Raw genomic sequence first — 20,045 nt, forward strand, 5'->3', positions numbered from 1 at the left:
CCTCCAAAGATTGGTGTTTGATCAGTATGCCGAAACGTCCGGCCAGCGGATTTCAATGCCTTCGCGGGTGAGTTCTTGCTGGAAGTCCTTGAGATGCTTGTCGTCGGCCTGCACCTGATGCGGCTTCAGACCCTTTTCGAGGCAATAGGCCGCGAGCATGCCGGCCACTTCGCCGATGTTCCATTCGACCGGATGCAGGCGGTAGCAGCCGTTGGTGATGTGGGTCGTGCCGATGTTCTTGCCGGCCGGGATGAGGTTCTTCATCCGCTCCGGCAGAAGCGCGCCGAGCGGGATCTCGAACGGGCAGGACGGGACGTCGATATAGTTGTCGCCGCCGGTCGAGGGATGCAGGTCGATGCGGTACATGCCGATGCCGACGCTGTCGCGATAGTTCACGGCGCCCTTGTCACCCCTGACGGCGTAGGAGAGATCCTGCTCGACGATGCGGGTGACCGGCTTGATGCGGCGGCTTTCACGGATATAGGGCGCCATGGCGAGGCCGTGCTCGGTGCCGGTGATGTCGCCGCGGAGCCTGAGGCCGCGATAGCCCTGGCCACCGTCGATGCGAGGCGCTTCCGTCTGCAGCCAGTAGAAGACCGAATAGGAAAGATCGGCCGCCGACTTCAGGTGCCTGGCCTTTTCCTCCTCGGAGACGTCGATGATCGTGCCGTCCATGTAGTCGATCATCGGCCAGTTCACGAAGCAGATGTCGGACGAATAGAAGCCGGGCTGGAAGTTGCGGCGGGCCGCGATGCGGCGGAAGAGCCAGAGGTTCTCGTCGCCGCCGCCCTTGCGCTGGTCGGCATCGACAGCCAGCGGATCGTCGTCGACGTTCGGCGTGAAGGAGCGGGTCGTGAATTCCAGCGTGCGCGGATGCGGAGCGGTGAAGCCGAGCAGCGGGCCGCCCCAGAAATGCGGCTGGTATTTGCGCCAGTAATCGTAATTCTCCGGCTTGTCGATCGTCTGATCGCCGTCCACATGATCGATCGCAAAGCAGATCGACACCGCCTGGACATTGTCCGGCTGGGCCTCGGAAGGCGCGCTCGGCTCGCCGGTATCGGACTGCGCCTCGAAGCCCTTCACGTATTCCGTGCCGGTCATCGGCAAGAGGTCGCCTAGCTCGGTCGCGTCGAGGATGTAATCGGCGGAAATCGCGATCTCCTTGCCGGTGTCGCGATGCCGGACGGTCACGGAGCGCACCGTGTCTCCATCGACATCGGCGGCCACCGGCCGGTACGGCTGCAGCACCCTGAGGCGACCGGCGCCGCGATATGGCATCAGCATGGCTTCCATGACCGCCAGGCTGACACGCGGTTCGGCGCAGATGCGGCTTACCCAGCCGGCACCGGGATTGAGGTCGCCCCAGGCGCGGGCGCCTTCGGTCAGCGGATAGTTGTCGCGGTAATACTGGCGGATGCCGTTGCGCAGCTTCCGGTAGGAACGCGTGATGCCGAACTGTTCGACCCAGGTATGCTCGTCGGAGGGCACGGCCTGGCTGGTCGACTGCCCGCCGATCCAGTCGAACTCCTCGGTCATGATGACGCTGCGCCCTGCCCGGCACGCCCCGAGCGCTGCCGCCACGCCGCCGAGACCGCCGCCCACCACCAGAATGTCTGCTCGCATTTCTTTCACGTCGTTATGTCCGTTTCTTTGCAGGACCGAGGGTCTCGCCCTCGACCGGTTCACAGGTCAGAAGAATCTGTTCGACGGGAGCTGCGCCCTCGATGCGGCGCACCAGCATGGCGGTCGCCTGCCGGCCCATCTCCTCTCGGGGAATGTTGAAGGAGGTGAACTGCACATGGCTGCGTTCGGCGCGGATATGGCTGCCGAGCACCACGGCGGAAAAGTCACCGGGGAGAGACAGGCCGCGTTCGCGGGCGGCGACTTCCACGCGCACCGCATCGGCAAGCTCGACAAAGAAGGCCGCGGTGGCGCCGCTGGCGAAAAGCGCATCGAGGATTTCGCCGGCCGGCCGGTCGACGGCATCGATATGGAGAACCGGTTCGGCACCATCCCGTGCCGCCGCGGAAAATCCATTCCAGCGATCGGCGATGGACTCGGCCGGGCCTGAAGGACCTATATAGGCGAGCTTCTCATGCCCAAGCCCCCGCGCCTTTTCCACCAGCGCGCGGGTGCCGCTTGTGTAGTCGCCGCCGACGTAAGGAACGGGTCCGCCAGCGTCCTCGCGCCGGCCGATCGCCACGAAAGGATAGTCGCCCAGAACCAGCCGCTTGAGCTCCGCCCGATCGAATTCGCGGCCGAGCACCAGGCAGCCGTCGGCGATGCGAAGCCGGTTGCCATCGGCGAAAATCTTCCGATCCTTGCCGACGCCGGCACCGGTCAAAAGCAGAAGGTCGTAGTTCTGGGCCTGCGCCTCCTCCTCGATGCCGAGCAGGAAGGGCGTGAAGAAATCCGCCTGCTCGCTCGGGAAAGCCGGTTCGTAGGTGAAGACGCCGAGAATACGATTGAGCCCCTTGGCCATGCGCCGGGCGATCGGATCCGCCACATAACCGGTCGTGCGGATGACATGCTGGACCCGTTCGCGGGTTTCCTGCGGAATGCGCGCAAGAGCTGTCGGAGCGCCGTTCAGCACAAGCGAAACGGTCGCCTGGCTGACGCCGGCCAGTTTCGCAATGTCGTGCTGAGTCAAGCGCTTGGGGCCTGCCACGCAATTTCCTCCTGATCTCCTCTTGACTGCTAATGCGTATTAGCAGCTAATACGTATTAACAAGATCAGGCCGGCCGCTGTCAAGCGGGAAATGAAGGAAAGTCGATGGCACTGGGGGAGCATTTGAAAACGCTGGGAATTTCAGGCATCCGGGTATTCGGCGACAGCATCACGGCAGGCTTCAATGCCAGCCGGCCCCACCTCGCCTGGCCGGCCTTGTTCGCAGCGGCGACGGACGGTTTTCCGATCCGCAATCATGCGATTCCGGGCACGGTCCTGCAGGGTTCACGCCTCGCGGACGGAAAGCCGCGGCCGGACAACGGCGTAAGCCGCTTTGCCCGAACGCTTCTCGATGCGCCGCATCGTGACGCGATCCTCATCCTCTACGGCTACAACGATGCGCGCTATACGGCGGCGCCCGAGACGATGAACGTCGCCGGCTTCGTCCGCGACTATACACGGCTCCTGCAGGCCCTTATCGCCGCCGGCCATGCCGAACGGATCGCGATCGGCAGCCCGCCCTATATTCCCGATGCGGGCTTTTCCACCGGCAGCCCCGGCTTCACCGGCCAGACCCGGCAAGGTTTCGAAGACTATGTCGAAGCCGTCCGGAAACTGGCCGCGACCTTCCATGTTCACTACGCTCCGGTCTACGAGCAGATGAAGGCGCATGGCGCCGGGGCGCTCGCCTCATCCGATCTCACCCATCCGAACGACGCAGGGCATCGCGTGATCTTCGAAGCGTTTCTCAAAGCGGAACGGCAGTAGTAACGCCACCATGGCTTCAGGCGCTCATCCCTCGACAATCGCCTCCGGATCAACCGAGCGCAGCGAGGAATTGCGCGGGCGAACGGAAGGTTAAGGGTGCCAATACCCTCAGGCTGATCGCAATAGGTATGATCGGGCCCGTTCTATCACCTTCGATCAGCTTGCGGTCTTACTCCGCCTTGCCAAGATTGCCGCGTTGAGCCGGCACGGCGCGGGGAGATGGCATGAAGCTTATTTTGGTAAACCGCTATTTCTTCCCGGATCAATCGGCAACCAGCCGAATGACCACGTCGATCGCTCTCGCGCTGGTTCAGCGCGGGTTCAACGTGACGGCTTTGGCCAGCCGCGAAATCCATAACCAGCGCAACATCGTCCTGCCTGCGGAAGAGGTCGCCACGGGCGTGCGGGTGAAGCGTCTCACTTCACCCCGCTTCGGCCGGCACACGGTGATGGGCAGGGCAGTCGACTACCTTTGCTTTCACCTCTTCGCGTTCTTCTGGCTGCTGCGGAACGTGTCGGCGGAGGACCTGGCCATTGTGTGCACCGATCCCCCGTTCCTTTCCGTGACGAGTGCGATCGCATTGCGGCTGAAAGGTGCCACGATGGTGAACTGGATCATGGACCTGTTTCCGGAAACGGCGGTCGAGCTCGGTTTCTTCCGGCACTGGCGGCTGCCCGCCCGATTGGCTCAGAAGGCGCGCAACTGGTCGCTGAAGTCGCCGGGAATAGCGGTCTGCCCGACGGGCAAGATGGCGGCCTATCTCGAGCGGCAGGGGCTGCCGCGAAGCCAGCTGACCGTGATGCATCACTGGTCCGATCAGGAAGAAATCTACCCGGTGCCGCCCGACCGGAACAGTCTGCGGGCCCAATGGGGGCTGAACGACACCTTCGTGGTCGGCTATTCCGGCAATTTCGGAAGAGCCCATGAATTCCAGACGCTCCTCAAGGCCGCCCAACGGTTGAAGGACCGTGCCGATATCCGCTTTCTCCTGATCGGAGGCGGGCACCAGCATGCGGCGGTTACGGAAACGGCGCGGCTGCTCGATCTCGACAACGTCATCTTCAAGCCCCTGCAGCCGCTCGCGAACCTGTCCGAAAGCCTGAGCGCCGCCGATGTGCACCTCGTGTCGCTGCTGCCGGAGCTCGAGCATTGCATCATTCCCAGCAAGTTCTACGGCATTCTCGCCGCCGGCCGCCCCACGATCTTCATCGGAGATCCGGATGGCGAAGTGCCGCGCGTGCTCGCCGCGACCGGGTGCGGGAGGAGCGTTCCGATCGGTGCGGTCGACGACCTCGTGACGACCATATGCGAGATGCGGGACAAACCCGAAATCCGCGCCGAAATGGGGCAGAGAGCGCGCCAGCTCCTCACGACGGAGTATTCGCGCGAGAAGGCCGTCGACGCCTGGTGCACGTTGATCACGCGGCTTCAGAGCGCCACGCCGACCGTCTCGCCCCTCCCCCAAGGTATCTCGCCATGAACGGAAAGGTCGTCGTCAGCCAGCTCGGCGCCCGCATGCACTATGCCGTGCCGAGAATATTCGCCTCGCACGGCCGGCTCGCCCATTTCTACACCGATATCTGCGCGACGAAGGGCTGGCCGAGGATTGTCGGCTCCCTGCCGCCCGCCCTCTTTCCGGCACCGGTCAAGCGCCTCGCAGGGCGCCGTCCCAAGGGTGTGCCGGGCGAGCTTACGACGGTCTTTTCCAGCTTCGGAATCCGCTCGGCGCTCCGCAGGATGCAGGTCAGGGATGTCATCGAAGAGACGGCTCACGCGGTGTGGGCGGGATCGATCTTCTCGCGGATGGTCGCGCAAAGCGGATTTCACGATGCGTCGGGCCTGTATGCCTTCAGCGGCGACGCCCTCGAACAGATGCACGCGGCCAAACGGCGGGGGCTGTGGACGGCGGTCGAACAGATGATCGCGCCGCGCGATGTGGTGGAAATGCTCATGGACCGCGAGATGCAGCGCTTTCCGGCCTGGGCGGGCCTGCCGCGCTCCAATCCGCATGCCCGCGTATTCGCCAATCGCGAAAAGGCGGAATGGGCTTTGGCGGATTATATCGTCTGCCCCTCGGATTTCGTCCGACAGCACGTCATCGCCTGCGGAGGCCCCGGGGAACGCTGCGTCGTGGTGCCCTATGGTGTCAACCCGGCTTTCACGATCGACCGGAAGGCCCGCCCGCCCGGTCCCCTCAGGGTCCTCACCGTCGGCGAGGTCGGCATACGCAAAGGCTCTCCCTATGTCGCCGAGGCAGCACGGCTGGTAGGTGGTGCCGCGACATTTCGCATGGCGGGACGCCTCAGCATTTCCGAAAGTGTCCGGCAGGAGATTTCGCAGTGGGTGGACCTGCGGGGCATCGTTCCGCGAACCCAGATCGCCGAGGAATTTCGCTGGGCCGACGTCTTCCTCCTGCCGTCGCTTTGCGAAGGATCGGCGACTGCCGTCTATGAAGCACTCGCCGCCGGATTGCCCGTCATCACCACGGAAAACACCGGCACGGTGGTGCGCGACGGCATCGACGGTTTCATGGTTCCCATTTGCGACGCGGAGGCCATCGCCCTGGCGGTGGAGCGCCTCGCCGCGGACGACGGGCTGCGCCGGTCGATGTCCGCCCATGCCTCGGCTCGCGCTGCCGACTTCACGGTCGAAGCTTACGGGAAGCGGTTGCTGGCGGCTCTGTCTAATGCGAACACAAGCCGGTCAGCCGCTCCGGCCAAGGTCTACACATTCCCTGATACGCAAATCCAGCGGCGGATTCTCTGATGAAGATCGTGCATGTGATCGCATCGATCGACCCGAAGAACGGCGGCCTGCAGGCCGTCGCGATGCGCATTGCCGCCGCGCAAGGCGCTCTGGGGCTCGATGTCCACATCATCACCTATGGAAATGCCGCCGTGAACGCGCAGGTGATGGAGATCGGGCGAAGCATACCCGGCTTTTCCGAAATCCACTGGCATATCCTCCCGGATGCCGGCAGGATGGAGGCGCTCTTTTGCTTCAACGGCCGGCGGATGCTTCGCGAGGTTCTCAAGCAGGCGTCCTTCATGCATATCCATGGGGTCTGGGAGCCCTTCCTCCTCTACGCCTCAAAGCGCGCCAGGGCGGAGAAAATCCCCTACTGCATCTGCCCTGCCGGGATGCTCGACCATTGGAGCCTCGAACAGAAATCTTGGAAGAAGAAGATCGCCCTGCGCCTTTGCTATAAAGGGATGCTGAACGATGCGGCCTTCCTCCACCTCCTGAATGTCGACGAAGCCAAGGCCGTCGAACCGCTCGACTTCAAGGCACCGAACCGCATCATTCCCAACGGGGTATTCGCGGAGGAATTCGATCCTCTTCCGCCTGCAGGGCTTTTCCGCTCGCGGATAGGCCTTCCGCCGGACCGGCGTTACGTCCTTTTCCTGTCCCGCCTGCACGTCAAGAAAGGCCTCGATATACTGGCCAGGGCTTTCGCGGAGATCGGCCAGACGCATCCCGATGTCGATCTGGTCGTTGCGGGTCCGCCGGGTGGAGCGGAAGGCGATTTCATATCGCTTGTCCGGCAGCTCGGCATCGAGAAAAGGGTGTATCTTACCGGCCCGCTCTACGGCCGGGTGAAGATCGAAGCGATGGTCGACGCCGCCTGCTTCTGCCTACCGAGCCGGCAGGAGGGCTTCAGCATGGCGATCACCGAAGCGCTTGCCTGCGGCACCCCCGTCGTGATCACGGATCAGTGCCATTTTCCGGAAGTAGCCACGGCCGATGCCGGCATCGTCGTCCCGCTCGATTCCGTGAAGGTGGCCGAAGCCTTGACGGCGATCCTGAAGGACCGCGCTCGGGCGCAATCCATGGGGCAGAATGGACGGCGGCTGGTTCTGGAAAAGTTCACCTGGCCCGCTATCGCCGACAAGACCCTCCAGAACTATCGCTTGAGCGCGTTGGAAGCCGCCGCCTCCGGCCGCCGGCGTCCGACCGATCTCGCCGGATTGCCGACATAGATCGTCCATGGTTCAAGGGATTTCGCGGCAACGCCCCTGGCCCCCAGAACGGCCCCCTCTCCCACGACGACACCGGGACCCACGAAAGCTTCCGCCGCAACCCAGGCATTCGCCTCTATCGTGATCGGGCGGGTGGTCAGGGGAAACGCGCTGTCCTGGACGTCGTGCGAACCGGTGCACAGATGCGAACGCTGGGAGACGGAGGCGAATTCGCGGATCGTGATCGTATCGACATCGTAGCAGATCACGCCCGGTCCCATCGAAGCATAGCGCTCCATGACCAGATGCCCCGGCCACCAGACCACTGCCTTGGCATGGACGGTCGCGGTAGCATCGATCCGTGCTCCAAACGCCCGGAGCAGGAAATTGCGCCAGCGCCGAAATGGCGGCGGCGTCCACGAGGCGAGAAGAAGCCAGACGGTCATCCAGACCAGGCGCATCAGGCGGAAGCGCAGAGCGAATGTGGCTCCCCCGAAACGCGGCAAGGGAGTGGTCGCGTGTTTGAAGGCCGGATCCTCGTATCTGGAGAGCATGATCCTATCCTCCAGCCGCAAGCGAAGAGGGATTCATCCCGTACCGGCTGCGGCGGCGGGACGGAATGATCGCGAAAGCCAGGGCCGGTGCGGCAAACATCAGCATGTGCACCCAGACCATCAGCACCCAGTCGGTCTGGTGGGAAATCGCGTGGATGGAGGGAATGATCGAAAGCACATAGGTGAACTGCGCGGCGAATTCCCCGCGATTTGCCGTGACCCAGATGCGGCGGACGAGATAGGCGAGAAGGAAGAACTTGAAGGCGCCGAGATACCAGAAGGATTCGAAGGCGTCCGTCATGCCCGTTTCCGTCGTGCCGGTAATCGGATCGTAGTCCCGCGCCACCGGCGGCATCGGCAACATGAAGGACTGCTTGACTTCAGCGCCGACGAGCTGGGCAGGCACGTAGCTGAATACCAGCCTGTTCCAGTGGAACTTCCCGTAATCGAACTCCATCGACGTCGCCGTGTTGTTGATCCGGAGAACGGCATTGCGCATCTCGTCGCCGCCGTCTCTCAAGACCTTCGAGAGATTGCCCGCCACGTCGATCCTCTTGATCTCGTCCCAGACGGGCGCGGAGTTCGCCTTGGTTATCGAGCGATATTCGCCCATGCTGTTCATCAGCAGCGTTCCGAGGAAGAGGGCGACGATGATCAAGCTTCTCGGGATCGTCAGGCCCCTGTAGAACCACCACGCGAGGGCGAAGATCATCACCAGCTCGATCGCCTCGGCACGCTTGCCGGTGATCACGATGCGGTCGAGATAGAAGACGAGGTCGAAAGCCAGGATGAGGCAGGCCCACCAGGAAAAGCGCCGCGCCAGGCAGAGTGCGGCGATCGCCAGGCCGTAACTCAGCAGCCGGGAGAAGAATATGTAGACGACCGGGATACCCGTCATCTGCACTGCGATGGTGAGATCTCCCGGCAGGCGGCTGAGCTCATAGTAGAAATACGCGCCGGCAATCGACAGGAGAGCCGCGACGATCAGAAGGCGCCCCTCGTCGAAGTCGATGCGGAAGAACCCAAGCGGCTTTGCTTTCGCGCCCCAACCCCACCAGCACATGAAGAGGCACATCATCATGAAAACGGCGGTTCTGGCGAAAGCGGCCTCCGGCAGAAAACTGTCCACCGCCAGGCCCGGGACCTGGGGGAGGATGAAGGAAAAGGAGATGACGCCCGTGAGAAAGGGGAATTCATAGATCCTTTCGGGACGTCCCATTCCCCATCCGATGAGCAGGAGCACGGCGCCGAGCAGACAAAAGACGAGGAAGATGTTCATTGTCCGGCGCCTATGCTGGTCGGCCGCAGCAGGTCCAGGAGGGCCGTCTCGGAGATCTTGCTCCTGAGGTCGTAGGCCATGATCTTCGGATATTCCTTGAAGACCTGGATGCCATCGGCGTCGAAAGCGAGCCTCCAGTAGGATTCCTCCCTTTCGGCCGGCACCGAAATCCATTGGATATCCGGCATCAGCGAACGGAAGCGCGTGACGGCGCGACCGGAGTGGAACCAGCTTGTCACCAGGATTGCGCGGCGTATCCGCATGCCGGCCAGTATGGGCTGCGAGAACGCGGCGTTTTCCCAAGTACTCGAGGACCGGCATTCCGTGGTGATCGCTTCCGGGGAAACCCCCATCTCGATCAGCATCCGCCGGATGAAGCTGCAATCGCCGCGACCCGTGACGAGCACCTGGGGTGCCCTGCCCTCATGCCATAACTCAGCCGCTCGCGCCGCCCGCGGCGGCCCATCGCCTCCAAGAACCACGATGACATCGGCGTTCGCGGGGATATCCCGCTGGGCCAGCAGAGTATCGGCGGAAATCAGCGAGATGCCGTAAAGCCCGACGACGCTGGCGATCGCCGCACCCATGTAGAGCAGGATGCGGGCGGCTTTTCCTGCCCTCCGGGTCATCTTCCGGAGTATTTGAAATGCAGTCGCACGAGCGTGTCCCGGCCGTGCGGAATCCTTACCTCGCACAGGGCGGCGTTTCATCGGGATACGATCCGTCATCTTTCAAGATCGGCATCGCCGACCCTCTTGAAAACCGTCGTGCGCGAGGCGCCGCCAAGCGCCTCCGCACCGTCCGAACGCAAGCCCGATCCAGTCCGGTTGAGCCGCGCCCTCGTCAGGTAGCCGGTAGCAGCAAGCACGAATGACGTATGGACCACGATCGGCACGATGAGCCCCATCGCCATTATCTCTCCGGGCACGTTCAACAGAGTTCCGACATATCCGATACCGCCGCAGATCGCCGACGCCGCCATCAGGCTGTTGGTTGTCGCGGCCGGTGTCAGGCCATGGTCGAGCAGCAGATGATGGAGATGCCAGCGGTCGGCCGACATCGGACTGCGATGGGCAAGGAACCGGCGGACGATCAGGCTCAGGGTATCGACGACCGGAACGATCACCACCCACAGCAGTGCCGGGAAGGAAACGGCGCTGCTCCTGGTCGCCAGGAGAAGGATGACGTAGGCGATGGTCGCTCCGAGAGCGGTGCTGCCGGCGTCTCCCAGGAACACGCTGGCGCGGGCACGCCACGGGCTTCTCATGTTGAAGACCAGAAATGCGCAGAGGCAGATGAAGAGCGTCTCGAGCGAAGGAATGAACTCCGTCATCCCCTCCGACCCTGCGATGATCATCAGCCAGATCAGGGCGACCGCCGCCACGCCGCCTGCCAATCCGTCGACACCGTCGAGCATGTTCCACGAATTCACGAGCCCGGTCACGAACAGGACACCGATGAAGTAAAACAGCGGCAGCAACAGCGGACCATTCCCCGAAAGCAGAACGCCCAGCGACAGCGAGCCTATGTCCGTGCCCCCGACGAAGGTGACGGCCATCGCCAGTTGCATGATGAGGCGGCCGACGGCAGGAAGGGGCATGCGGTCGTCCACGACGCCGATCAAGGTGATGACCAGCAGGCCCAGCCAGAAATTCAATCCGAACAGATCAGGTCCATCCTGGATGAAGGAGGCAACCGCGAAAGCGGTGAATATCGCGATCCCCCCGCAGAGCGGAATTGTACCCCTATGGCGTTTCCTCACGGCATCCGGCCGGTCGACAAGTTGAAAGGTTACGGCCAGACTTCGCAAAATGACAACCAATGAAACGCCCAATACGAATGTGGCGATGGTATTAGCAAATAGCCCGGACATCCTGAACCCCTTGCAGCGGAGTGGCACGGGTCGGTCGACCGCACCCGACTTCGCAATGATCCTAGGAAACCTCGACGGAGGCTGGTACGCGAGCAAAGGGCGCAATGCTCTCCCTCATAGGGAGGAGGTATCGCCGGGAACGCCTACCCCTCTAATTCTTATGGAGATTTCGGCCTCAAAAGGCGTAACCGCCGCGCGGTTTCGCTCCCCGCACCACCCGTTGGAGAAGGCTTCCTCGTGTATGGGAACACGACCCGGAAACAGCCGTTGAAACGCCTAGAAATTGTTGGACAGGATGGCCACCCAGTCACGGAAGCCGGAGCTGTTGGTCGCATCGGGGACGGCGACTTTCTTGACCGGATCGCCGCCAAGCGGCTCCGCATCCTCGGCAAAGACGCCGCTGGACGGATCGTACCACCGAAGCAGCTTTTCGCCGCCGGGTAAGCTGCCGAGATCGATCGTTATATTGTCGGCGTCGATGACGTAGATCATCGCGAATGATCCGTCCGTATCGCGGGCCGCAAGCGCCCTGTGATGTTCGCCGCCTTCCGCCGCCTTCAGCAGCAGGCCCTGATCGGGCACCAGCCTCCACCAGTCCAGTTCGGCGAAGAGCTTGCCGAGCTGCATCAGGCTTTGGGCGCCGCGGCTGAAAAGAGCCTGTTCCCACGTTTCCGACGCTGGCTGGAGTCCCGGAGCCGAAAAATGCCAGATGGGATTGTTGCCGAACATCTGGCCGCCGGCGCCGGAAAGAAGCGCGCCGTAGGCGATCAGGCGAACTTCACGCTCGTTGACGCCATGCTCGCCCTCGTATTTTCCCTCCAGAAGGAAGAAGGGGCGCTGGGGTCCGGACCGATAGCGTGCCAGAACGGCCTCCGCGACATCCCCGTAGGTGTATACGGTATCGATATCGAGCCAGTCCGCGCCCTGCCAGTAGACGCTGCTGACGGTATCGCGGTTGGTGTGAACGGTCTGTAGCGCGTCGGGCGCAACCTCCGCGATCCCTTCGGCAACGGCCGTCACCAGCGCCTTGTCGGGCGGATCGTAATCCCCGCCCTGGACCCAGATGATGTTCGGATACGCGGCGAAGCGACGGGCGACGTATCGCCCATAGTCCTTCAGCTTTTCCGGCCCCGCGCTGACCATTTCCTGATACCAGCCTTCCGGTCCGCCCGCGGCGCCAAGATATGCCGGATAAAGGAGGACGAGGAGATTGCGTCTCGATGCCGCCTTGATGATGGCCTCGGCCTTTTCGAAATAGGCCTCGTTCGGCGTCTCGAACGCGGTTCCAAGAAACGGCGCGTCGCCGCTGGAATTTGCCGGCGCATTGCGCGCGAATTTGTGCTCGATCAGCGATGTCAGGATCGTGTTGAAGCCCTGCCGCTTTCTTGTTTCGAGATAGAGCACCGCGTCGCTCAAGGAGAGATCCGCAATCAGCGACCAGGCGCTATCGCCGGAGATGAGAAACGGCCTGCCCTGGCTGTCCTCCAGATGGTGAGTGCCCTGGGGCGCTCGAAGCGGGAACTCGAACTCCTGCGCAAGCGCGAAAGCGGTCAGGAAGAACAGCAGGCAGGAACCGACGGAGACCTGCATGAAGACGCGGCGCGCCTGATAGACCGTCCATATGCCCTGGAGGCGGCGTCCGGGATATGGAAGATAGCGTTTCATGGTTCAGAGCCGCTCGCGGACGACGCGAAGCCAGTTTTTCAGCGGAAGAGGAACGTAGGTGCGCAGACCGGGCCGGAGTCCGGCGGGAATCGACCAGCCGTCGATATCGAGCACCGGCGGCAGCCTCGGCCGCTCCGTCATTGCCGACTTTATGACGTCGTAATAATGATCCGCCATCCTCTCGATGCTGTAGCGTCGCGGGACCGCCTCGCGCGCCGCCACCGACATGCGTTCGAGCAGGTCGCGGTCCTGGTGAAGGCGCGACACGGCATTCGCGGCGGCCGTGTAGTTTCCGACGGGAAAAAGGATCCCGTTCTTTCCGCTTTCCACGACCGTATCGGTGACGCCCCTGATATAGGAAACGACCGGCACGCAGCCGGCCACCATGGCCTCGATCAGGGTCATGGGCAGACCTTCGTAGCGGGACGGCATAAGCAGCACGTCATGCTCCGTCATGATCGCCGGAATCCTCGCCGGCGAAACGGCGCCGAAATAGTCCACCCGTCTCCAATGGCTCGCGAGCCGCCGTTTGAGCTTCTTCATGTCGGGACCGTCTCCGACGACGCTCAGCGAGACCGTCTCAGGCAGGCCGTCGAGAATTTCCCGAAGCCACAGGACGCCTTTGGACGCGTCCTCGATCCGGCCCACGAAGAGGGTTCGCAGCTGCGGTCCCGGACGCACGCGATGGCGGGCCTTTTCGCTGAAGGCGGCGGTATCCACCGAATTCGCGATCGCGTAGGTGCGGTCGGCGGGAAAACCGTAGCGTTCGATCAGGTCGGCGCAGCAGCGTTCCGATACCCCGATCGTCGCATGGGCATAGTCGCGGATCGATCTTGCGGCGGCATAGGTGCCGGGCGTGATGTTGTGGACGACCAGAATGCGAAGAATGTGCTCGGGCAGGTACCGGGCGATATTGGTCTGCAGCCTGTCGCCCAGAACGTTGATGATGACCCCGTCAAAACCGCCGCTCTCGATGGCTTCCGCCATTCGTTTCGCACAGGCGCCTTCGGCGAGCGAGGCCGGCATCTTCAGCAATTGCCCGAGAGAATTCTCCTCCCGCATCGCCGCCGGCAGCTCGTATCCGTCCTCGCATATGCCGAGCCATCGAACATCGATCCCATAGTCCGCCAGACCGGAGCGAAGGCTTTTGAAGACGGAATAGGTGCCGCCGACGTGCGGAAGAACAAAATAGGCGAATTTCATTTCTCACGGCCTCTCCTTGCGCGGACTCGGCACGCCCGCACCTGTTCCGGATAGTAGAAGCTGGGCCACCGGGCGGTAGTCGAATGCTGGGTTAAGCCGCTTCATCCTTAGAAGGATGGCAGCAAAGGCGCGTAGTCGTTTGGGGTATCGCTTCAGCCGAATTGCGATGTGGGTTGCGTTTTGCGGAACCGGTATCAGTGCTGGGTGAGCCCGATATCCCAGGGCACAGCCTCAGGCCATGGACATCCGATGAAAATCAGCCTGCTCGGACAATTCGGTTCCGGCAACTCCGGCAATGACGGATCGCTGGAGGCGATGCTCATCTACCTGCGCAGGCTGCGGCCGGACGCCGAGCTCGTCTGCATCTGTTCCAATCCGGCGGTCATCGAAGCCCGCTACGATATCCGGTCCATGAGCGTTGGCGGCCCACTCCTTTCCTCTCCCTGGGCCAAGGCCATCGACAAGGTCCTCTTGAAGCTGCCGCGCCGGATCGCGCTGCTCTTCATTTCGATCGCACATCTGCACGGTTTCGATTTGATGATCATTCCGGGAACCGGCATCCTCGACGATTTTCAGGAAAAGGCGTTCGGCTGGCCGTTCGTGATCTTCTGCTGGTGCCTCGTCGCCCGGGTCTGCCGAACCAAGGTCGCCTTCGTCAGCATCGGCGCCGGTCCCATCAAAGGGCGGCTCAGCCGCTGGTTCCTCCGGTCTGCCGCAAAGATGGCCTCTTACCGGTCCTATCGCGACAATTATTCGCTGGAATTCATGAGAGGGCTCGGGATCGACGTCTCCAACGATCGCCGCTATCCGGATATCGCCTTCGCCCTCCCCGCTCCTCCGCCAGGTCCGGAACGCTCCGCCCGCGACGGTTTATGCGTGGGCGTCGGCATCATGCATTACCGGGGATGGCGGGCAAACAACCCGCGGGCGGATGCGATCTACGAGAACTACATCCAGAAAATCTCCACCTTCATTCGCCGGCTGCTCGAAGACGGGCATCGCGTCAGCCTTCTCATGGGCGACGTGACCGATCGGCAGGCATGCGACGATGTTTTCGACCGGCTCGCGGCGATGGTCGGAGAAGAGGATCTATCCCGGGTCGAGATCGGTTCCGCGGGATCGCTCCACGACATCATGAGGCAGATCTCCAAAGTCGATCTGGCGGTCGTCTCTCGCTATCACAACCTCGTCTGCTCGCTGAAGCTCGACCGGCCGACGATATCGCTCGGCTATGCGAGGAAGAACGACGATCTCATGGGTGATTTCCACCAGGAGAGATATTGCAAGCATATAGAAACGTTCGAAGTGGACGAGCTTGCCGCCGCCTTTCGCGAGCTCCTCGACAATCGCGAGACGGTCAAACACCAGATCAACCTCATGAATGAACGCTGGCAAGCTCAGCTTCTCGAACAACAGCAGGTCCTGGGCGAGCAGTTGCTTGCTCTTCAAGCACCCGACCTGCCGGGGCGAGTACGAAACCACGTTTAGAATGCCGCATACCAACCCTCGAGTGCCCCGGAGTCCTTGAAATGCATCAGCTTAGGAAAAGAACCGGCAGCCGTCGGACGGCAAGGTTCCCCAAATCTCGGAGCGGCGAATGAGCACCCCCCGCCGCGCATTCATCATGTCATCGATAGAGCAATATCTGGCTCTGATCATCAATGTCACGGTTGTGGCAACGATGGCGCGATTGTTGACACCGGATGCCGTCGGGCATGCGGTGACGGGTCTCGGTATCGGCGCGATCGCCCTGTCGCTCAGGGAATTCGTGACCCCGGAATTCCTGATCCAGAAAGCGGAAATCGACGAAAAGGATCTCCGTACGTCCTTCACGACCCTTTTTGGGATCACGGTCCTGGTCACCATCGGGCTGATGGCCGTCTCCGGAAAGATCGCGGCATTCTACGATTCGCCAGAACTGCCGTTCTTCCTGTTTCTCGTCATGATGTCGGCCTTCGCGGAAGTGATCTCGCAGCCGGTCATCGCGGTTCTCAGGCGCGAGATGGCATTCGGTACGCTCGCCAACATCAGGACGGTCTCGCTGCTCGTCTCGGCACTGACCACGGTCATCCTCGGAATGCTCGACTTCGGCTATGTGAGCTACGGCTGGGGCATGCTTGCGAGCGCGATCACACTCGCGGCGCTGACGGCCTTCGTCACCCCCCATTCCCTGTTCTCGATATGCAGACCAAGCCTGGCCTCATGGAAGGTCGTCTTCACATTCGGCTCCTTCAAGGGTGCGTCCCAGGCCGTCGACCGCATCTATGAGACGGTTCCCCAATTGATCCTCGGCAAGGTCATGTCGATGACGTCCGTCGGATTCTACAACAGGGCGAATACCGTCTGCGGCATTCCCGACCGCATCATCATGTCGGCCTTCTACGCAATGGCCTTTCCGACGCTCGCCGCCAGCGTGCGGGAAGGCAAGAACATCAAGCGCGCCTATCTGAACACGCTCAGCTACCTTTCGGTCCTCTATTGGCCCGGCGTCCTCATGATCGCGGTGACCGCCGATCCGGTCGTCCACCTCATCCTCGGATCTCAATGGGAGGGAGCGATCCTGCTCGTGCGCCTCATGGCGCTGGCCGCCGTCTTCTGGTTCGCCGTCATCGTCACCAATCCGCTGCTGCTCGCGCTCGGGCACAATCGGGATGCCTTCCTGTCGAGCCTGTTTTCACGCAGCGTGGCCGCCATGGCACTCTGCAGCGCGAGCATGTACAGCGTTGTGGCCATGGCGCTCAGCCAGTTCATCTCGCTGCCGGCGCAAATGCTGATCGCCCTCTATTTCGCCAAGAAACATCTGAATTTTACCGTCGCCGAACTCCTGGCGGCCGTTTTTCCGAGCATGCTCGTCACGCTGCTCACCCTCGTCGGGCCGCTTGCACTGCTGGTCGCGAACGGCGGGAATACGGAGATGAGCCTTCTCCAGTTCGGCCTTACCCTCTTTTGCGCCGCCCTCGGATGGCTTCTCGGCCTCGTGACCGTCAAACATCCCTTCCTGGCGGAAGTACAACTGGTCCTGCACGCGATCGTGGCTGCGACAGTCTGGCTGCGCCGGCGGTTCCTGACGGCGGGAGCATGAACCGATGACCAACATCGACGTCGTCGTCCCGAATTACAATTACGGCAGGTATCTGCGGGCCTGCGTCGAAAGCATCCTGAACCAGGAGGCAGTCACAATCCGCGTCCTGATCATAGACAACGCCTCGACCGACGACAGCGCCGAGATCGCCCGGTCGCTTGCGAGAGACCCCCGTGTCGAACTCGTCCTGCGGACGGAGAACCTTGGAACGCACGCCTCCTTCAACCAGGGTATCGATTGGGCCGAAGCGGACTATTTCCTTCTGATGTTTTCGGACGACTTCCTCGTTCCCGGCGCCCTGAAACGGGCGATCGACATCATGGAGGCGGACAAGACGATCGCCTTCGCCTATGGCCGGGACGTTTCGGTGAAAGGCAGCGCGGCAATTCCGCAAATTCCGCCGCAGCCGGATCCGGCACCGTTCCGCCTCCACCAAAGCCGGGCGTTCATCAAGCGCTTCTGCCGATTGGGCGTGTTCCAGATACCGGGACCGTCCATCGTCGTCAGGACGAGCGTGCAGAAACGCGCCGGCCATTACCGCACGGAACTGCCTCACAGCGACGACTACGAAGTCTGGCTGCGGCTGGCGATGCACGGGCCGGTCGCGGAGCTCGACTGCATCCAGGCCGGCATCCGCTCGCATGACGCCAACCGGTCGACCGAGCTTTGGGCGCACCAGATACAGCACATCCTCCACACCGCCGCTGCCGCCAAGAGTTTCTTCGATCATGAAGGCGGAAGCATGGAAGGCAGCCGCGCGATGCGGCGCCTCGCACAGCGAGGGATTGCCAATCGTGCCTACTGGTCGGGCGTATCCCACCTTATCCGCCGCGATGGCGAGGCGGCCGATCTCTTCAAGCTCGCCTTCCGTCTCTCACCGGCCACGGCCTTGATCCCACCGGTCGGCTATCTGGTGAACCGGCCGGATACGCTTCGCAGAATAGGCTCTTTCCTTGCCGGCCGTGGCGTGGCATCGAAACGCTACGTCTCGTGAACGTTCCCGCTCTTCGCGCTGCGACCTCACTCGACCGTGACGGATTTCGCAAGATTGCGCGGCTGGTCCACATCCGTGCCCATCAGGACGGCTGTCTGATAGGCCAGCAACTGGATCGGGAGCGAGAAGATCATCGGCGCGATAATCTCGTCGACATTCGGCAGCACGATGTTTGCGGAGGCTGCGAGCGGCGACGCCTCCGCTCCCTTCTCGTCCGTGATGAAGATGATGCGCCCGCCGCGCGCGGCGACTTCCTGCATGTTGGAGACCGTCTTTTCGAAGAAGCGATCATGCGGCGCGATGACGATCACCGGCATGTTCTCGTCGATCAGCGCGATCGGCCCATGCTTCAGCTCGCCGGCGGCATAGCCTTCCGCATGGATATAGGAAATCTCCTTGAGCTTCAGCGCCCCTTCCATAGCCAACGGATAGCTGGTGCCGCGGCCGATGTAGAGAACGTCCTTGCAGCCCGCCAGCTGGCGGGCAAGGTCGTCGATCTGCGGCTGAATGCGGCCGAGGACCTCGCTCATGATGCGCGGCATTTCGGTCAGGTGGCGAACCAGCCGCTGTTCCTCCCACCCGTCGATCGTCCCTCTGATACGGCCGGCGGCAATCGCCATGCAGGCCAGCACGGCGAGCTGGCAGGTGAATGCCTTCGTCGACGCGACGCCGATTTCCGGGCCTGCCAGGATCGGAAAGACCGCATCCGCTTCCCTGGCGATCGTCGATTCCGTGACGTTGACGACCGCGCCGATCTTCAGGCCCTTTTCCTTGCAGTAATGCAGCGACGCGAGCGTATCGGCGGTCTCCCCCGATTGGGAAATGAAGAGCGCGCCCTGGCTTGAAGAAACCGGAATGTGGCGATAGCGGAATTCGGACGCCACATCGATTTCGACCGGCAGGGAGGCATAGCGCTCGAACCAGTACCGGCCGGTCGCCCCCGCGAGGAAGGCAGTGCCGCACGCCGAAATCGCGAGCCCGGAAATGGTCCCGAAATCCATCCCCATCTTCTCGACCCTGATCGTGTTCGACGCGAAGTCGACATAGCGGCCGAGCACATGGGAAATGGCTTCGGGCTGCTCGTATATCTCCTTTTCCATGAAATGGCGGTGATTGCCTTTGTCGATCAGGCAGGCCGAGGCCTGGATGGCCTGGCGGGGGCGCGTGACGGGCTCCCCCTGGAAATCGATGACGATCGCCTCGTCGCGCGTGATGACGGCACAATCGCCGTCCGCCAGATATGTGATTTCGTCGGTAAAGGGAGCGAGCGCGATCGCGTCCGACCCGAGGAACATCTCGCCCTTGCCGTGGCCGATCGCAAGCGGAGGACCGGAGCGCGCCGCCATGATCCTGCCGGGGTCGCCTTTCAGCATGATGGCGAGCGCATAGGCCCCCTTGAGGCGGCGCAGCATGGCGAGCATCGCAGCCTTCGGCTCCAGCCCCCGACGCAGATAGCTTGCCATCAGATGCGCGACGACTTCCGTATCGGTCTGGGTCTCAAAAACCGCACCGCTCTCCGCCAGCTCCTGGCGGAGCGCGAAAAAGTTTTCGATGATGCCGTTGTGAACGACGCATATCCCGTCGGCGAAGTGCGGATGCGCATTGGTTTCGTTCGGCACCCCGTGCGTCGCCCATCGGGTATGGCCCATGCCCGTCGTCCCGTGAAGAGGGTCCGCATCGAGACGATGCTGCAGATTGCAGAGCTTTCCCGGGGCACGCCGCCGCTCCATCAGCCCGTCATGAATGGTGGCGATCCCGGCTGAATCATAGCCCCGGTATTCCAGCCGCTTCAAAGCATCGACAAGCCGCGCTGCGACCGGCTCAACTCCGACAATTCCCACGATACCACACATGCGGCGGTCCCTCTCGACATTGCCACGGCGTCAGTATCGAGATTTTAATCGGCCATCGCCGGAAGCCTACCGCAACCTTCGATGCCGGCGCCCATTGCGCTAGTACTTTCGATGTAAGGGACAATCCCGGAAAATGTGGGAGCTAG

16 protein-coding genes are annotated in these 20,045 nt (G+C 62.4%); 7 read left to right on the forward strand and 9 right to left on the reverse strand.

The features are described 5' to 3' along the window. Window positions 1-21 precede the first annotated feature (21 nt). A complete protein-coding gene (locus QTA58_RS23005) occupies window positions 22-1,623 on the reverse strand; it encodes an FAD-dependent oxidoreductase (protein ID WP_289671014.1) in 1,602 nt (533 codons plus the stop codon). 13 nt (window positions 1,624-1,636) lie between these two features. Next, entirely contained in the window at window positions 1,637-2,668 is a 1,032-nt protein-coding gene (locus tag QTA58_RS23010) for a LacI family DNA-binding transcriptional regulator (protein ID WP_289671015.1), read from the reverse strand. A 105-nt stretch (window positions 2,669-2,773) separates the two neighbouring features. On the opposite strand from QTA58_RS23010, the gene QTA58_RS23015 reads away from it, so the two are divergent. From QTA58_RS23015 to QTA58_RS23030, 4 genes are all read left to right on the forward strand, one after another. Further along, window positions 2,774-3,436 (forward strand): SGNH/GDSL hydrolase family protein, encoded by a 663-nt coding sequence (locus QTA58_RS23015; RefSeq protein ID WP_289671016.1) that lies wholly within the window; start codon window positions 2,774-2,776, stop codon window positions 3,434-3,436. A gap of 224 nt (window positions 3,437-3,660) precedes the next feature. Continuing rightward, the gene (locus QTA58_RS23020; RefSeq protein ID WP_289671017.1) at window positions 3,661-4,917 is read left to right on the forward strand and encodes a glycosyltransferase family 4 protein; all 1,257 of its coding nucleotides are present in this window, start codon (window positions 3,661-3,663) and stop codon (window positions 4,915-4,917) included. Next, a complete protein-coding gene (locus QTA58_RS23025; RefSeq protein ID WP_289671018.1) occupies window positions 4,914-6,203 on the forward strand; it encodes a glycosyltransferase family 4 protein in 1,290 nt (429 codons plus the stop codon). Before QTA58_RS23020 ends, QTA58_RS23025 begins: the two co-directional genes overlap by 4 nt. Next, a complete protein-coding gene (locus QTA58_RS23030; protein WP_289671019.1) occupies window positions 6,203-7,417 on the forward strand; it encodes a glycosyltransferase in 1,215 nt (404 codons plus the stop codon). Before QTA58_RS23025 ends, QTA58_RS23030 begins: the two co-directional genes overlap by 1 nt. Here the strand turns inward: QTA58_RS23030 and QTA58_RS23035 are convergent. From QTA58_RS23035 to QTA58_RS23060, 6 genes are all read right to left on the reverse strand, one after another. Beyond that, the gene (locus QTA58_RS23035) at window positions 7,342-7,950 is read right to left on the reverse strand and encodes a putative colanic acid biosynthesis acetyltransferase (RefSeq protein ID WP_289671020.1); all 609 of its coding nucleotides are present in this window, start codon (window positions 7,948-7,950) and stop codon (window positions 7,342-7,344) included. The two genes, QTA58_RS23030 and QTA58_RS23035, sit on opposite strands and share 76 nt — an antisense overlap. 4 nt (window positions 7,951-7,954) lie before the next feature. Further along, window positions 7,955-9,229: a hypothetical protein gene (locus tag QTA58_RS23040; protein ID WP_085423234.1), complete on the reverse strand. Its 1,275-nt coding sequence runs from the start codon at window positions 9,227-9,229 to the stop codon at window positions 7,955-7,957. Further along, window positions 9,226-9,858 (reverse strand): YdcF family protein, encoded by a 633-nt coding sequence (locus QTA58_RS23045; protein WP_289671021.1) that lies wholly within the window; start codon window positions 9,856-9,858, stop codon window positions 9,226-9,228. Before QTA58_RS23045 ends, QTA58_RS23040 begins: the two co-directional genes overlap by 4 nt. Window positions 9,859-9,953: 95 nt before the next feature. Continuing rightward, window positions 9,954-10,991 carry an MraY family glycosyltransferase gene (locus tag QTA58_RS23050; protein ID WP_289671022.1) on the reverse strand — a complete coding sequence of 346 codons (1,038 nt, stop codon included), beginning with the start codon at window positions 10,989-10,991 and terminating at the stop codon, window positions 9,954-9,956. Window positions 10,992-11,378: 387 nt separating this feature from the next. Beyond that, a complete protein-coding gene (locus QTA58_RS23055; RefSeq protein WP_289671023.1) occupies window positions 11,379-12,767 on the reverse strand; it encodes a DUF4038 domain-containing protein in 1,389 nt (462 codons plus the stop codon). Window positions 12,768-12,770: 3 nt separating this feature from the next. Continuing rightward, window positions 12,771-13,970 (reverse strand): glycosyltransferase family 4 protein, encoded by a 1,200-nt coding sequence (locus tag QTA58_RS23060; protein WP_289671024.1) that lies wholly within the window; start codon window positions 13,968-13,970, stop codon window positions 12,771-12,773. A gap of 249 nt (window positions 13,971-14,219) precedes the next feature. Between QTA58_RS23060 and QTA58_RS23065 the strand changes: the two genes are divergently transcribed. The 3 genes from QTA58_RS23065 to QTA58_RS23075 all read left to right on the forward strand — a co-directional run bounded on the left by QTA58_RS23065 (window position 14,220) and on the right by QTA58_RS23075 (window position 18,046). Further along, window positions 14,220-15,458, forward strand: coding sequence for a polysaccharide pyruvyl transferase family protein (locus tag QTA58_RS23065; RefSeq protein ID WP_289671025.1), 1,239 nt, complete (start codon window positions 14,220-14,222; stop codon window positions 15,456-15,458). Window positions 15,459-15,567: 109 nt separating this feature from the next. Beyond that, window positions 15,568-17,052 (forward strand): oligosaccharide flippase family protein, encoded by a 1,485-nt coding sequence (locus QTA58_RS23070; RefSeq protein WP_289671026.1) that lies wholly within the window; start codon window positions 15,568-15,570, stop codon window positions 17,050-17,052. Window positions 17,053-17,056: 4 nt separating this feature from the next. Then, window positions 17,057-18,046 (forward strand): glycosyltransferase family 2 protein, encoded by a 990-nt coding sequence (locus QTA58_RS23075; RefSeq protein WP_289671027.1) that lies wholly within the window; start codon window positions 17,057-17,059, stop codon window positions 18,044-18,046. 26 nt (window positions 18,047-18,072) lie between these two features. Here the strand turns inward: QTA58_RS23075 and glmS are convergent, their stop codons facing one another. After that, window positions 18,073-19,899, reverse strand: a complete 1,827-nt coding sequence (gene glmS, locus QTA58_RS23080; protein ID WP_289671029.1) for a glutamine--fructose-6-phosphate transaminase (isomerizing) — start codon at window positions 19,897-19,899, stop codon at window positions 18,073-18,075. Window positions 19,900-20,045 lie beyond the last annotated feature (146 nt).

Origin of the sequence: Neorhizobium sp. CSC1952 (genome assembly GCF_030378245.1) — a bacterium.
Taxonomy (GTDB): Bacteria; Pseudomonadota; Alphaproteobacteria; order Rhizobiales; family Rhizobiaceae; genus Neorhizobium; species Neorhizobium oryzae_A.

What these genes read in the sequence shown, in the direction of transcription:
- QTA58_RS23070 (WP_289671026.1), top strand. Translation starts at nt 15,568, where the DNA reads ATGAGCACCCCCCGCCGCGCATTCATCATGTCATCGATAGAGCAATAT.
- QTA58_RS23005 (WP_289671014.1), bottom strand. Translation starts at nt 1,623, where the DNA reads ATGCGAGCAGACATTCTGGTGGTGGGCGGCGGTCTCGGCGGCGTGGCG.
- QTA58_RS23025 (WP_289671018.1), top strand. Translation starts at nt 4,914, where the DNA reads ATGAACGGAAAGGTCGTCGTCAGCCAGCTCGGCGCCCGCATGCACTAT.
- QTA58_RS23015 (WP_289671016.1), top strand. Translation starts at nt 2,774, where the DNA reads ATGGCACTGGGGGAGCATTTGAAAACGCTGGGAATTTCAGGCATCCGG.
- QTA58_RS23035 (WP_289671020.1), bottom strand. Translation starts at nt 7,950, where the DNA reads ATGCTCTCCAGATACGAGGATCCGGCCTTCAAACACGCGACCACTCCC.
- QTA58_RS23075 (WP_289671027.1), top strand. Translation starts at nt 17,057, where the DNA reads ATGACCAACATCGACGTCGTCGTCCCGAATTACAATTACGGCAGGTAT.
- QTA58_RS23045 (WP_289671021.1), bottom strand. Translation starts at nt 9,858, where the DNA reads ATGACCCGGAGGGCAGGAAAAGCCGCCCGCATCCTGCTCTACATGGGT.
- QTA58_RS23030 (WP_289671019.1), top strand. Translation starts at nt 6,203, where the DNA reads ATGAAGATCGTGCATGTGATCGCATCGATCGACCCGAAGAACGGCGGC.
- glmS (WP_289671029.1), bottom strand. Translation starts at nt 19,899, where the DNA reads ATGTGTGGTATCGTGGGAATTGTCGGAGTTGAGCCGGTCGCAGCGCGG.
- QTA58_RS23060 (WP_289671024.1), bottom strand. Translation starts at nt 13,970, where the DNA reads ATGAAATTCGCCTATTTTGTTCTTCCGCACGTCGGCGGCACCTATTCC.
- QTA58_RS23065 (WP_289671025.1), top strand. Translation starts at nt 14,220, where the DNA reads ATGAAAATCAGCCTGCTCGGACAATTCGGTTCCGGCAACTCCGGCAAT.
- QTA58_RS23020 (WP_289671017.1), top strand. Translation starts at nt 3,661, where the DNA reads ATGAAGCTTATTTTGGTAAACCGCTATTTCTTCCCGGATCAATCGGCA.
- QTA58_RS23040 (WP_085423234.1), bottom strand. Translation starts at nt 9,229, where the DNA reads ATGAACATCTTCCTCGTCTTTTGTCTGCTCGGCGCCGTGCTCCTGCTC.
- QTA58_RS23055 (WP_289671023.1), bottom strand. Translation starts at nt 12,767, where the DNA reads ATGAAACGCTATCTTCCATATCCCGGACGCCGCCTCCAGGGCATATGG.